Raw genomic sequence first — 12,668 nt, forward strand, 5'->3', positions numbered from 1 at the left:
GTTCCTATGGTCGATATTACCCCTGCAGATGCCATCCCGCCGGCCGAAGTCGCGGAAGTCGAACTGTATCATCCGCACAGTTGGTGGACGAAATACGTCTTCTCGCAGGACGCCAAGGTCATTGCCATCCAGTATTCGGCGACGGCAACGGGAATTGGCCTGGTCGCCCTGGTGCTGTCCTGGCTGATGCGGCTGCAACTCGGCTTTCCCGGCACCTTCGACTTCATCACGCCTGAAGCCTACTACCAGTTCATCACCATGCACGGCATGATCATGGTGATCTATCTGCTCACGGCGCTGTTCCTCGGCGGTTTCGGCAACTACCTGATCCCATTGATGGTGGGGGCTCGCGACATGGTCTTTCCCTATGTCAACATGCTGAGCTACTGGATCTACCTGCTTGCCGTGCTGGTATTGGTGTCGAGCTTCTTTGCGCCTGGCGGACCGACGGGGGCCGGCTGGACGCTGTACCCGCCGCAGGCAATCATGACCGGCACACCGGGGGGCCAGGACTGGGGCATCATCCTGATGCTCGTCTCACTGATCCTGTTCATCATCGGCTTCACCATGGGCGGGCTGAACTATGTCGTGACGGTGTTGCAGGGCCGCACGCGCGGCATGACGCTGATGCGTCTGCCGCTGACTGTCTGGGGCATCTTTACCGCGACCGTCATGGCTCTGCTCGCCTTCCCGGCGCTATTCGTCGCCTGTGTGATGATGCTGCTTGATCGGACGCTCGGCACCAGCTTCTTCATGCCGGCGATCGTCGAAATGGGCGAGCAATTACAGCATAATGGCGGCAGCCCGATCCTGTTTCAGCATCTGTTCTGGTTCTTCGGCCATCCCGAAGTCTACATCGTGGCCCTTCCGGCCTTCGGCATCGTGTCGGACCTGATCAGCACCCATGCGCGCAAGAACATCTTTGGCTATCGCATGATGGTCTGGGCCATCGTCGGCATCGGTGCGCTGAGCTTCGTCGTCTGGGCGCACCACATGTATGTCAGCGGCATGCATCCCTATTTCGGTTTCTTCTTCGCCACCACGACATTGATCATCGCGGTTCCGACCGCCATCAAGGTCTACAATTGGGTGCTGACGTTGTGGCGCGGCGACATCCACCTCACCATACCGATGCTATTTGCCCTGGCTTTCATCGTCACCTTCGTCAATGGCGGGTTGACCGGGCTGTTCCTTGGCAATGTCGTGGTCGACGTCCCGCTGTCGGACACGATGTTCGTCGTTGCCCATTTCCATATGGTCATGGGGGTCGCGCCGATCATCGTGATCTTCGGTGCGATCTACCACTGGTATCCGAAGGTCACCGGCCGGATGCTGAACGAGGCGCTGGGCCGGTTCCATTTCTGGGTCACCTTCCTCGGCGCCTACCTGATTTTCTTTCCCATGCACTACCTCGGACTGATGGGCGTGCCCAGGCGTTACAATGAACTGACCGATATGACGGTGATGACAGAATCGGCCCACCATCTGAACTCGTTCATCAGCATCATGGCGTTCATCGTCGGCTTTGCCCAGATTGTGTTCCTGTTCAATCTGATCTGGAGCATCCGTCATGGCCGCGAGGCCGGCGGCAACCCGTGGCGGGCCACGACCCTCGAATGGCAGACGCCGCAAACACCACCGGCCCATGGCAATTTCGGCAAAGACCTACCGATCGTCTATCGCTGGGCCTATGACTACAGCGTACCGGGCGCCAAGGAGGACTTTATCCCGCAAAACGTACCGGGCTCCTTCGGTCCCTCCAAGGAGCCGGCATGAGCGTCATTCTGGTCTTCATGCTCGTGATCGCCGGTTTTGCCGGATGGTGGCTTTCCCACCAGCGGCTGATGACCAAGCCATGGCTCGAGCAAGGTATGGCCGGGGATTTTGTTGGTATGGAAGGATCGGCGCTACCGACCGCCAAGATCGGCCTCGGCGTCTTCCTGGCGGTCGTCGGCTGTCTGTTCGCGCTGATCACCAGCGCCTACTTCATGCGCATGGCGCTGTCGGACTGGCAGGCGCTGCCGCTGCCGCGGCTGCTCTGGTTCAACACCGGCATGCTGGTCCTCAGCAGCATTGCGCTGCAATGCGCCTCGCTCGCGGCGCGTAAGGGTCAAATGGACATGGTTAAGCTCGGCCTTGCCACCGCCGGGTTTACGGCGCTCTCCTTCCTGATTGGACAGTTTATGGCCTGGCGCGAGCTGTCTGCCGATGGCTACTTTCTGGCTTCCAATCCGGCCAACAGTTTCTTCTACCTGCTTACCGGAATGCATGGCCTGCACATACTGGGAGGACTGGTGGGCCTGGGCAGAACAACCGTCGGCGCTTGGAACGGGGCAAGGCCGGCGCGGCTTCGCCTCAGCGTCGAGCTGTGCGCCATGTATTGGCATTTCCTGCTTTTCGTCTGGCTTGCCATCTTCGCGCTTCTGGCCGGCTGGGCCGCGACTTTCATCGATATTTGCCGGGGGTTACTGACGTAGGAGGAACGGGCGGATGGCAGAGACACTCACGCATATCGCTCAGACAGAGCCGCGGCCCGCAGGCTGGCAAGGCATCGCCGCCGACTGGTCCTCGGATCAGCGGGCGTTCAAGAACGTGTCATGGGGCAAGGCCATGATGTGGATCTTCCTGCTCAGCGACACCTTCATCTTCGGCTGCTTTCTGCTCTCCTATATGACCGCGCGCATTTCGACACGCGTGCCGTGGCCCAATCCCAGCGAGGTCTTTGCGCTTCGTATCGGCGGCTCGGATATTCCGCTGATCCTTATTGCCATCATGACTTTCGTGCTGATCTCAAGCAGCGGAACCATGGCCATGGCGGTCAATTTCGGCTATCGCCGCGACCGCCGCAAAACGGCAATCCTGATGCTTCTGACCGCAGCACTCGGTGCGACCTTTGTCGGTATGCAAGCCTTCGAATGGACCAAGCTGATCACCGAAGGCGTGCGGCCCTGGGGCAATCCCTGGGGCGCTGCCCAGTTCGGGTCAACCTTTTTCATGATCACCGGCTTCCACGGCACGCATGTGACAATCGGGGTGATCTTCCTGATCATCGTGGCGCGAAAGGTGTGGCGTGGAGATTTTGACTTTGGGCGGCCCGGCTTCTTTACCAGCCGCAGGGGCCGCTACGAGAACGTCGAGATCATGGGACTCTACTGGCATTTCGTCGACCTGGTCTGGGTCTTCATTTTCGCGTTCTTCTATCTTTGGTGAGAGGCAGATATGGCTGAAGCAACCGCAAACGGCCTCGGGCAACACACGCTGCACGCTACTCATGACGCGGCGACGACCGGCGCCCCCCCGGCAGAAGTTCATCAGGAGCACCCGATCAAGCTTTATCTGGTGGTCTGGGCATGGCTGTTCATTCTCAGCACCTGCTCCTATCTGATCGATTATTTCGGTCTGCACGGCTATCTCAGATGGTCGCTGATCCTGATCTTCATGATCCTCAAGGCAGGGCTCATCGTCGCCATTTTCATGCACATGGCCTGGGAACGGCTGGCGCTGACATACGCAATCATCCTGCCGCCCGTGCTGGTGTTGGTATTCGTGGCGATGATGGTCTTTGAAGCGGATTACACGCTTCTCACCCGGATGGCGTTTTTCGGGGCTGGGCCCTGACGCCAAATCGGAGTTCAGACCTTGTCGATGGCCGATCAGGATTCCGACGATGCTGCGGGCGGTCCGGTGCCGCCACCCTCGCCTTGAAACAATCGACGGTTGGGCCATCTTTATTCATACCGAAACGACGGAAGCGAAATGATTGCCGCGTTTTGACCTGCGTCGCGAACTCAGCAAGGGACGCCCAAAATGACAATCGCAAACAAACTGAAGGACTATATCGACCGGAAAGGGATTTCCTACGACACTGTCGCGCATCATCGCACGGCCACAAGCAGGCAGGCCGCTATAGCCGCGCACGTGCCCGGCAGCATAATGGCCAAATCGGTGCTCGTTCACCACGATCTGGGTTATGCGCTGGCCGTGGTCCCCAGCACACATAGGATCGAGGTCGGCGCGTTGCAGAAGGTCATGGACAAGAGTCTTGGACTCGCCACCGAAGATGAAGCGGTTTCGCTCTTTGACGATTGCGATACCGGCGCCATTCCGCCGATCGGCGCGGCCTACGATGTGCCGGTAGTCCTTGACGAAAGCCTTGGCAGTGCCGCCGATATCTATTTCGAGGGCGGCGATCACAGGACGCTGGTGCGTGTCAGCGGCAAGGATTTCTGTAACCTGACTATGGGCGCCCACCAGGCCCGCTTCAGCCATCCGGCTTACTGAAGCGGGAAAGGGCTCTGATCAACCTGCACGCACCGGTCCTCTTGCCGGCGCGGCAGGGAGTTCATCGAGGCGCCGGTCCGGCCGTCGGCGGCGGTTCCACGACCTTGCGGTAGACATGCCAGGTAGCGTGACCGAGGATCGGCAGCACGACCGCCAACCCCGCGAATACTGGCAGCGTGCCGATGATCAGGGCGACGGCGACAATCAGGCCCCATACCGCCATCACGATCGGGTTCGCCAGCACCACGCGCACCGAGGTGTGGATGGCTTCATAGGCGCCGACATCTCGCTCGAGCAACAACGGGAAGGCGACGACCGTCGTGCACAGCACGATCGCAGCGAAGACGAAGCCGATGGCGTGCCCCAGGATGATGAGCGTCCAGCCGCGTCCTGTGGCGAATATGTCATTGATGAAGCTGGAGAAGGATTGCGGTGGGGCGGGGCCGAACAGGTGTTGGTAAAACGCCTGCGCAGTCAAAAGCCAGGCGATGAAGATTGCAAGCAGCATGATCGCAACCGCGGCGATGGCTGGCAGCGCCGGAGAATTCCTGACCTCGAAGGCGGCCCTCCATGAGGCGTCTAGCCCGGCTTCCCGTCGCCGGCTGATCTCATAGAGGCCGATTGCGGCGAATGGACCAATTAGCGCAAATCCGGACACGAGCGGAAACAACAATGGGAGCGTGTTATTGCCTGATGTCCAGACTGCAAGCACGACCCCCGCAAGCGGGTAGATCAGGCAGAGAAAAATGATGTGCGACGGTTTGACCATGAAATCGTCGACGCCGCGCCTGAGCGCATCGAAAAGGTCGGTGACACCGATCTTGCGAATTCTGGTGTGCTCCAGCGTCTCGCTGGCGCCTGCTATGACGTGAAAGCTTGCCATGACCATTCCTCCAGACAGGTCTGGTAAGGCCGCGGTTTCACGGTGCTGCCGTTCTGCATGACTGGCCACGCAAACCGCGACCTGCACCAGGATCAATATACTCTCATGCGAGCGACTTGTCGCGCTTTGTAAGAAGGTTGGGTAAGAAGGCCCGGTCGCCTGTCTAGCTCTGGACGCCTTTCTTCGATATTCTCCTCAAGTCGAAGGTGAAGGGTCATGGACGGAAGGACAGTTCTCATACTCGGCCTTGGCGTCGTTGTTCTGCTGCTGCTGGGTTTTTGCGCACTGCCGACGTAATGTTTTGCGCCGGCGTCAACGGCCGGCTGATGCGATCGTACGCATTACAGTAGTGTCGGCAAGTAACGTTGCAAAGATCGCGAACAGGTAGAAAATCGAATAAGAAAACAACGCCTTTGCTTGCTTCATCTCCTTGTCGGGGATGGTGAGCACCTTGCAGGCGCGCCAGACGAATCCCGCACCCAAGACGGTCGAGACAATCCCGTAATATCCGCTCGCGAATCCAAAGGCCCAGGGAAGCACGCCGATTGGCGCCAGAACCAGCGAATAGGCCAAGATTTGCTTTCTGGTCGAGGGTTGGCCAGCCACGTTCGGCATCATGGGGATGCCCGCCGCGGCGTACTCTCCGACCTTGAACAGGGCTAGCGCCCAGAAATGCGGTGGTGTCCAGAGGAAAATGATCAGGAACAGAATGATGCTTTCAATGCCGATGGCGCCGGTGGCAGCAGCCCACCCGATCACCGGAGGAAGAGCGCCTGCCGCGCCACCTATGACGATGTTCTGCGGTGTCGAGCGTTTCAGCCAGATCGTATAGATGACGACGTAGAAGAAGATGGTGAATGCCAGCAGCGATGCGGCAAGCCACCCCACCAGCACGCCAAGCACGGTCACCGAAAGTGCGGAAAGCACCAGACCGAAGCCGAGGGCTTCGCCTGGCGCGACGCGGCCCGACGGGATTGGCCGCTTGGACGTGCGAGACATCAACGCATCTATGTCCGCGTCGTACCACATGTTGAGCGCCCCGGCCGCGCCTGCTCCCATCGCAATCGCACTGATGGCGATCACCGCGATGACCGGATTCGTCGGGCCAGGCGCCGTCATTAGGCCCACGAAAGCAGTGAATACGGCAAGCGCCATGACCCGCGGTTTTAAAAGCGCGAAGAAATCACCCGCCGTCGCTTCCGGAAGGCGGATGACGATATCCTTGAGGCGGCTTTCCCTAATCGACATCTCAGACCGATGGAAGCAAGAAACCTAGGCCATGATCCCGAACCGAAGGCACGCGTGAGCGAAATTGAAACCCGGTTTTTGCTTACGCGGCCCTTCGGGTTCGGACGAGATCACGGCGAACGAGAGGATAGACGCATGGCGGAGGAGAAAGTCACTTGGAGAACGTTTTCAAATAGGCGATGACGTTGGTCACGTCTGCATCGTTCTTGAGGCCGGGAAACGCCATCTTGGTGCCTTTGACCATGGCCTTGGGATCGTGAAGATAGGTCGTCAGTGTTGGTTCGTCCCATTTGACGCCGGATTTGCCGGCCGCAATCATGGCGTCGGAATATTTGAAACCGGGATGCGTACCGGCAGTGCGGCCGATGACGCCGTGCAGCGATGGACCGATCTTGTTCTTGTCCTCGTCCGCAATGTGGCAGGCCTTGCATTTGGTGAAGACCTTCTCGCCAGCCGCAGTATCCTGAGCCTGCGATGGATTAGCGACGAAGGTTGCAACAAACACGACGGCGAAAAACGCGGCTAAGCGCATGACTTTTTCCTCCCTGATCGTCAAATGCGCCCGAGACGATCTGGTATAAGCCAGCATCGCCAGCGATGCGCCTTGTACTGCAGAACAGATTGTCCGCTTCTCCCATATGAAATTGCGGCCTCTATATACCACGGAATCTGGCCGGCAGGTAGAAGAGGTCGACTTACAAAGGTTTAGGTTGTCCGCAGCGGATCAAGGCATAGCAGTGTTGCAGCTGCCGGCGAGCTGGCTGACCGCTTCATCAAATCCGGTCAGATCGAAATCGGCGTGGCCCCGCCCCGACAGCAGCCCGAAGCGCCACGAAAGCTGGAGCCGGTTCGCCGCGGTAAGGCGCTTTATGCCGTCGGCGCCATCGCGCACCAGCATGCGGCCGCGCGGGCCGACCAACCAGCTCTCGTCGAACTTGTTGTCGCCGTCGACGGTGACCGACATGGTGATCTTGCGATTGGCCGAGACGGTGTCGTTCAATTGCAACCATTCGGTCCAGCGCGGTTGGCTGTCCGGGCGGCAGGCGATGGTCAGGATCGGGCTATAGCTCAGGGCGCCACCGCCGGTGATCAGCTTGTTGGTGGCATGGACCGAAGCCGTGACAAGGCCGTCATCGTCCGTGCCGATGCGCCAGGTGCCGGCATCGGCCTGGGCGAAATCGCAGGCAAAGGCCAGGACGATCGCCAAGGCCACGACGCGTCGCGTTTCGAAGAATAGGCTCAACCGCCCCTCCAACAACCCTGTGGTTTGCAGCAAGAGCGCAGATAGTGATCAATGCTTGGTATCGACAATGGTCATCGTCCGCGAAACGGATTGGCTGTTGCAGTTTCGCAACGAAAAAGGCCGCCTCGAGGGGCGGCCTTCGTCAGTTCCATCAACTCGGGATTTACTCGGCGTCCTTGGCGGCCTTTTTCTTCGGCGCTGCCTTCTTCTTCGGCTCTTCCGCGTCGTCGCTCTTCTTGTCTTCAGTCTTCTTCGACGCGGCCTTCTTCGCCGGCTTCGCCTTGGTCGCCGTCTCGGCTTCCTCGTCGTCGGCCATCAGCTCTTCCTTGCTGACCTTGACATCGGTAACCGAGATCTGCCCGAGCAGGTGATCGACCACCTTCTCCTCGAACATCGGCGCGCGCAGCGCGTTCAGCGCCTCGGGATTGTTGCGGTAGAACTCGAAGGCTTCCTGCTGCTGGTTGGCCGGGAAGCGACGAACCTGCTCGAACAGGCCGCGCTGCAATTCCTCGTCCGACACGGTGACCCCGGCCTTCTCGCCGATCTCGGCCAGTACAAGGCCAAGGCGCACGCGGCGCTCGGCGAGCCGCATATATTCGGCGCGCGCTTCTTCCTCGGTCGTCTCTTCATCGGCGAAGGTGCGGCCGGCCGCTTCCAGATCGCGGTTGACCTGCGCCCAGATGTTGTTGAACTCGGCCTCGACAAGCCTCGAAGGCGCCTCGAACGAGTAGGCCGCGTCAAGCTGGTCGAGCAGCTGGCGCTTGACCTTCTGGCGCGTCATCGAGCCGAACTGGCTCTCGATCTGGCCACGCACCACATCGCGCAGGCGCTCCAGCGATTCCAGGCCGAGGTTCTTGGCGGTCTCATCGTTGATTTCGAGTTCGCCCGGCTTGGACACTTCTTTGACCGTGACGTCGAAAGTCGCTTCCTTACCGGCCAGATGCGCCGCCTGGTAGTTTTCCGGGAAGGTCACGGTGACCTGCTTTTCATCGCCGGCCTTGGCGCCGATGAGCTGATCCTCGAAGCCCGGAATGAATTCCTTGGAGCCAAGCACCAGCGGCTGATCCGTGCCGGCGCCGCCGGCAAAGGCCTCGCCGTCGATCTTGCCGACATAGTCGATCGTGACGCGGTCGCCTTCGGCCGCCTTGCCGGTCTTCGGCTCGTAGCTGCGCGCCGATTCAGCGACGCGCTTGACCTGCTCGTCAATCTCCGCGTCAGGGACGTCGAACACCTGGCGCGTCACCTTGATGTCGGAAAAATCCTTGATCTCGATGGGCGGGATGATCTCGTAGTTAAGGCGGAATTCGAAGTCGGCGCCGCCGGCCAGGATCTTCTCGGCTTCCTTCTCGTCCTCGGTCATGATGACTTCGGGCTGCATGGCGGCTTTTTCGCCGCGGCCCGAAATGATCGACCGGGTCGAATCGTTGAGGATCTCGTTGACCACTTCGGCCATGAACGACTTGCCATAGACCTTGCGCAGGTGCTGCACCGGCACCTTGCCGGGACGGAAGCCGTTGATGCGAACCTTATTCCTGGCGTCCGTCAGCCGCGCCATCAGCTTGGCTTCCATGTCACCAGCCGGCACGGTGATCTTGATCTCGCGCTTGAGACCGGAATTGAGTGTTTCGGTGACCTGCATCGTAAAACCTTTGTTTTCACCAATGAGGCTGCCAAACGGCTCTCTGCCGTTCACAGCCTGCCGGTATAATCTTGCCGGGAATGGCTTTTGGTACGGAACCTGGCGATTTGACCTGAAATACGGCTCAAACTCTTCCAAACTGCGTTCCAAAATGTGAATAAGTCTTTGTTTTTCCTACTTCTTATCACATTTTGCAGAAGCGGATCGTCGCGTCCCGTCACATTCGACACGCCTTTTGTCACAGGCGAGGCCAATTTTCAACCATCTTCGCGTTTAGGCGAATAACCATCATTTCGGCCCTGACATTGACAGAATGATGGCTAATGGGATCGCCAGACCGTGCGGGCGTGACGGAATTGCCAGACCCTCAGGTCGCGGCTGGCGGCTGCCGCGATATTCAAAGGACGATGCGGTATTCCACCTCACTCCCAAGACCTCGACAAGGCCGCCGAGGCTCTGCTACAGCCCGCCCGAGGCGCGTGTGGTGGAACTGGTAGACACAGCAGGTTTAGGTCCTGCCGCCGCAAGGCTTGGGGGTTCGAGTCCCTTCACGCGCACCACTGCCGCATGGCATCGGATAGTCCACTAGCGCACAGGCGCTGGCAGGAAATCAGGACACTGCCTAGGCGAGCTTCTTGATACGTCCCTTGTCGAGGCGGAAGATGCCATCGTTACCGCCTTGGCGCTGGAAATCATCCTGCAATTCGTCCCATGTGCCAAGATACTGACCGCAGTCGTCGCACCGGATGCCCGTCGAAGGTTCGGCATCGGCAGGAATCCGCAGCCTTATCGTGCCGCAAAAAGGACACTCCAACTGGTGATCCAAGTACCCGGTCGCCATGGGCTTTCCATCTTTCTGAATGCCACCGCCAGCGTCGAGAATATACCTACCACGCAATACAATCCAGTGGCGAGACGCTAGCGCCTAAAGGACGCCCCTGAGGTCGATTAGACGTAAGCTTCCAAGGCTTGAGCCTTCGAGGCCGCACCGCCCTCCCCGTTCAAGCTATGGATGGCAGCCCACCCCTGCACACCTTAATATAGAGGCTCCTGAAACAGCGTCTTGTCGCCGTCCACCAGCGCCTTGATCTGGGCGGTGCCGTCGCTGGCCAGTGCAAGACGGATCCCGAACGGGCGTACCCGCATGTCGTTCTGGATTGCCATCCCCTCGCCTTCCGGCAGGTAGAACCGTTCGATGCCGTAATCCGGCGCGATCGTCAGTCCCTCGCCGCGAAGATCCCAGCCTCCGGCGACATGACCGCGAATATCGGCCTCGTCGGCACCGGTCGGTGTCGGCGCCGCGCCGAACCACGCGGCGCTCGGCGTCCAGTAGCCGTCGGCGTTCTTCTTCAGACGGACGACGATCGAGGTGTCGTCGCTGGAAAGTTTTCCGGCCGGGATGTTGGCGATCATCTTCACCGGTATGCGCGAGATGTCGTAGCCGAGGATGATATAGTCGCCGCGCAGCAGGTCGCGCGGATCGACAGGCTCGATCTTCAGCAGCACTTCCTTGCCGCTGCGCAGGATCGCCGCCCGGCCGGCGATGATCCAACCCAGGAAGCCGATCTGGACGAGCGCCAGCACCAGCGCCGAGATGACAAGCCTCTTCCCGGACATCATGCCGTGGCTCCTCCGGTGGCCGGATCCTTCATGCGTTTCTCCACGCGGATGATGACGATCGCCAGGATGCCAAGCAGCACCGCCGCGGCAAGGAAGAAGCCGGCGGTGTCGAGCATCGACTGCAAGGTCACGACATAGATCATGGCGAGTTCGAAGGCGAAGCCGAGATAGGCAAGCCAGCGCAGGCCACGGCTCTCGCGCCCCGCGAGCACAATGGCGGCGACAATGCCGGCCAGCGCGACGACCGAAGCAATGGCGAAGCCTCTGTCGTAGCTGCTTTCGCCGGCCAGTTCGAACTGGATGATGGCCAGTCCGGTGAGGAAGCCAAGCAGAGCATGCAGCGGCAAGCGGCCGCCAAGCTGCACGATCCGGTCGACCGGTTCCGGCGCGAAAAGGGAAGCCACGAACAACAATACCGATACGATGACCAGCGGGATCGCCACAGGCAGCGTCTCGTGATCCACGGCGACAAGCACAAGATAGAAGAGCAGCGACAGGATGATCAGGTGCCGCGCCGCCTGGCTGCGGGTCCAGAACGAGACGGCAAACAGCACAGCCGCCATGACGAGGAAGAGATGCGGAAATTCGCTGCGATTGAAATAATCGAACCCTTTCAGGAACAGCCAGGCGTCGGCGATGCCGACCGCGGCGACGGTCAGCGGGTTGGACCGCAGCGCCACCGCCGCCAATGCGGTGCCGGCGCCCCAGGTGATCAAGGCCCAGGCCTCGTCGCCCGACAGATGGTACATCTGGCCGATCAGCGCGATCGAACCGCCGAAAGCCGCCGCCGCCACGATCCACAACGCCTCGCCGATCGCCGCGTGGTCGCGGGTTTTCAGCACTGCACCGCCGACATAGCCGCCAAGGATGACGGCAAAGAGCGCGGCAACGCGCGCCAGCCGCGGGATGGCTTCCCAGTTGGCGGCGACGAAGATCAGGATGGCCGCGCCGAACAGCAGCGCCGCCATCATCGCCAGGATCGAACCGAAGCTCAACGACTGGCGCGCGTTGATCTCGACGTCGCGCCGCAATGCATCGGCCGTCGGGGCGTCGATCAGCCCGGCCTCAAGCCATCGCGCAATGTCCGACCTGACCCGTGTCGCGTAGCCCGCCATGCTTCCCCCTGCTGCTTGGTCGGTTTTTCAGCTGGAGCTGCCAAACCGTTGACGTCACGGCACTTTCTGATTCTGGCTTCTTTGTGTCAGGTCCGCGAAGGCTTGTTAATGTTGCATTGCACAATTTGCATTGCTGCCATGCAGCCATAGCGCTTTTAAATCGATATGCGCCCGCCTATTTATGGTTTGTACACAAACGGAATGATCCGCAAGAAAAGACGAAACGAGAAATACCATGAACCTGATCCGCAACTACCGCAACTGGCGCCGCTACCGGGACACCGTTTCCGAGCTGAGCCGCCTGAGCAACCGTGAACTGACCGACCTCGGCATCAGCCGCAGCGACATTCCTTACGTCGCTCGCAAGGCGGTCTAATCCTTCGGACCGCGAATGGTCCGAACCAGTTTTGAGAAGAGCATGACAATGAACCTGATCCGCAACTATCGTAACTGGCGCGTTTATCGCGAGACGGTTACCGAGCTGGGTCGCCTTTCCAACCGCCAGCTGCATGATCTCGGCATCGTCCGCGACGAAATCAAGATCATCGCCCGCCAGGCGATCTAACGACGGAATTTCGCCAGGGTCGACCTCCTCCCCGATCCTGACGAATACGGTCACCCCTTACCTCCTCCCAAGGG

The 12,668-nt window shown here is 59.9% G+C and carries 15 protein-coding genes and 1 tRNA gene; 8 read left to right on the forward strand and 8 right to left on the reverse strand.

Features of this window, described 5'->3' with window-relative positions:
• The first annotated feature begins 6 nt into the window (after positions 1-6).
• The 5 genes from ctaD to FJ951_RS20620 all read left to right on the forward strand — a co-directional run bounded on the left by ctaD (position 7) and on the right by FJ951_RS20620 (position 4,281).
• A complete protein-coding gene (gene ctaD / locus FJ951_RS20600) occupies positions 7-1,776 on the forward strand; it encodes a cytochrome c oxidase subunit I (RefSeq protein WP_140495794.1) in 1,770 nt (589 codons plus the stop codon).
• Positions 1,773-2,477 (forward strand): cytochrome c oxidase subunit 3, encoded by a 705-nt coding sequence (locus FJ951_RS20605; RefSeq protein ID WP_140495793.1) that lies wholly within the window; start codon positions 1,773-1,775, stop codon positions 2,475-2,477. The genes ctaD and FJ951_RS20605 overlap by 4 nt, the downstream gene beginning before the upstream one ends.
• Before the next feature lie 13 nt (positions 2,478-2,490).
• The gene (locus tag FJ951_RS20610; RefSeq protein WP_140495792.1) at positions 2,491-3,210 is read left to right on the forward strand and encodes a heme-copper oxidase subunit III family protein; all 720 of its coding nucleotides are present in this window, start codon (positions 2,491-2,493) and stop codon (positions 3,208-3,210) included.
• Between the two features lie 9 nt (positions 3,211-3,219).
• The gene (locus tag FJ951_RS20615; RefSeq protein ID WP_140495791.1) at positions 3,220-3,618 is read left to right on the forward strand and encodes a cytochrome C oxidase subunit IV family protein; all 399 of its coding nucleotides are present in this window, start codon (positions 3,220-3,222) and stop codon (positions 3,616-3,618) included.
• Positions 3,619-3,807: 189 nt separating this feature from the next.
• Positions 3,808-4,281 (forward strand): aminoacyl-tRNA deacylase, encoded by a 474-nt coding sequence (locus FJ951_RS20620; protein ID WP_140517098.1) that lies wholly within the window; start codon positions 3,808-3,810, stop codon positions 4,279-4,281.
• A gap of 61 nt (positions 4,282-4,342) precedes the next feature.
• Here FJ951_RS20620 and FJ951_RS20625 read toward each other — a convergent pair whose 3' ends face one another.
• The 5 genes from FJ951_RS20625 to tig form a co-directional block, all read right to left on the reverse strand.
• Entirely contained in the window at positions 4,343-5,164 is an 822-nt protein-coding gene (locus tag FJ951_RS20625; RefSeq protein WP_140517100.1) for a DUF2189 domain-containing protein, read from the reverse strand.
• A 312-nt stretch (positions 5,165-5,476) separates the two neighbouring features.
• Complete coding sequence (locus FJ951_RS20630; protein WP_140517102.1) at positions 5,477-6,412, reverse strand: heme o synthase; 936 nt, start codon at positions 6,410-6,412, stop codon at positions 5,477-5,479.
• Between the two features lie 151 nt (positions 6,413-6,563).
• Positions 6,564-6,944 (reverse strand): cytochrome c family protein, encoded by a 381-nt coding sequence (locus FJ951_RS20635; RefSeq protein ID WP_140517292.1) that lies wholly within the window; start codon positions 6,942-6,944, stop codon positions 6,564-6,566.
• A gap of 192 nt (positions 6,945-7,136) precedes the next feature.
• On the reverse strand, positions 7,137-7,655 hold the full coding sequence (locus FJ951_RS20640; RefSeq protein ID WP_140495786.1) for a hypothetical protein: 519 nt from the start codon (positions 7,653-7,655) through the stop codon (positions 7,137-7,139).
• A 163-nt stretch (positions 7,656-7,818) separates the two neighbouring features.
• Positions 7,819-9,294 (reverse strand): trigger factor, encoded by a 1,476-nt coding sequence (gene tig, locus FJ951_RS20645; protein WP_140495785.1) that lies wholly within the window; start codon positions 9,292-9,294, stop codon positions 7,819-7,821.
• Between the two features lie 475 nt (positions 9,295-9,769).
• Between tig and FJ951_RS20650 the strand changes: the two genes are divergently transcribed.
• Positions 9,770-9,854: transfer RNA gene (locus tag FJ951_RS20650), tRNA-Leu, on the forward strand.
• 62 nt (positions 9,855-9,916) lie between these two features.
• On the opposite strand, the gene FJ951_RS20655 is transcribed toward FJ951_RS20650, so the two are convergent.
• The 3 genes from FJ951_RS20655 to FJ951_RS20665 form a co-directional block, all read right to left on the reverse strand.
• Complete coding sequence (locus tag FJ951_RS20655; protein ID WP_140495784.1) at positions 9,917-10,135, reverse strand: hypothetical protein; 219 nt, start codon at positions 10,133-10,135, stop codon at positions 9,917-9,919.
• A gap of 194 nt (positions 10,136-10,329) precedes the next feature.
• On the reverse strand, positions 10,330-10,914 hold the full coding sequence (locus tag FJ951_RS20660; RefSeq protein ID WP_140517104.1) for a GDYXXLXY domain-containing protein: 585 nt from the start codon (positions 10,912-10,914) through the stop codon (positions 10,330-10,332).
• Positions 10,911-12,029 carry a DUF2157 domain-containing protein gene (locus FJ951_RS20665; RefSeq protein ID WP_140517106.1) on the reverse strand — a complete coding sequence of 373 codons (1,119 nt, stop codon included), beginning with the start codon at positions 12,027-12,029 and terminating at the stop codon, positions 10,911-10,913. The genes FJ951_RS20660 and FJ951_RS20665 overlap by 4 nt, the downstream gene beginning before the upstream one ends.
• Positions 12,030-12,264: 235 nt before the next feature.
• Between FJ951_RS20665 and FJ951_RS20670 the strand changes: the two genes are divergently transcribed.
• Complete coding sequence (locus FJ951_RS20670; protein WP_013531315.1) at positions 12,265-12,405, forward strand: DUF1127 domain-containing protein; 141 nt, start codon at positions 12,265-12,267, stop codon at positions 12,403-12,405.
• Positions 12,406-12,453: 48 nt separating this feature from the next.
• Positions 12,454-12,594 carry a DUF1127 domain-containing protein gene (locus FJ951_RS20675; protein ID WP_013531314.1) on the forward strand — a complete coding sequence of 47 codons (141 nt, stop codon included), beginning with the start codon at positions 12,454-12,456 and terminating at the stop codon, positions 12,592-12,594.
• The last annotated feature ends 74 nt before the right edge of the window (positions 12,595-12,668 follow it).

The sequence above is a fragment of the Mesorhizobium sp. B2-2-3 genome (assembly GCF_006442405.1).
Lineage (GTDB): Bacteria > Pseudomonadota > Alphaproteobacteria > Rhizobiales > Rhizobiaceae > Mesorhizobium.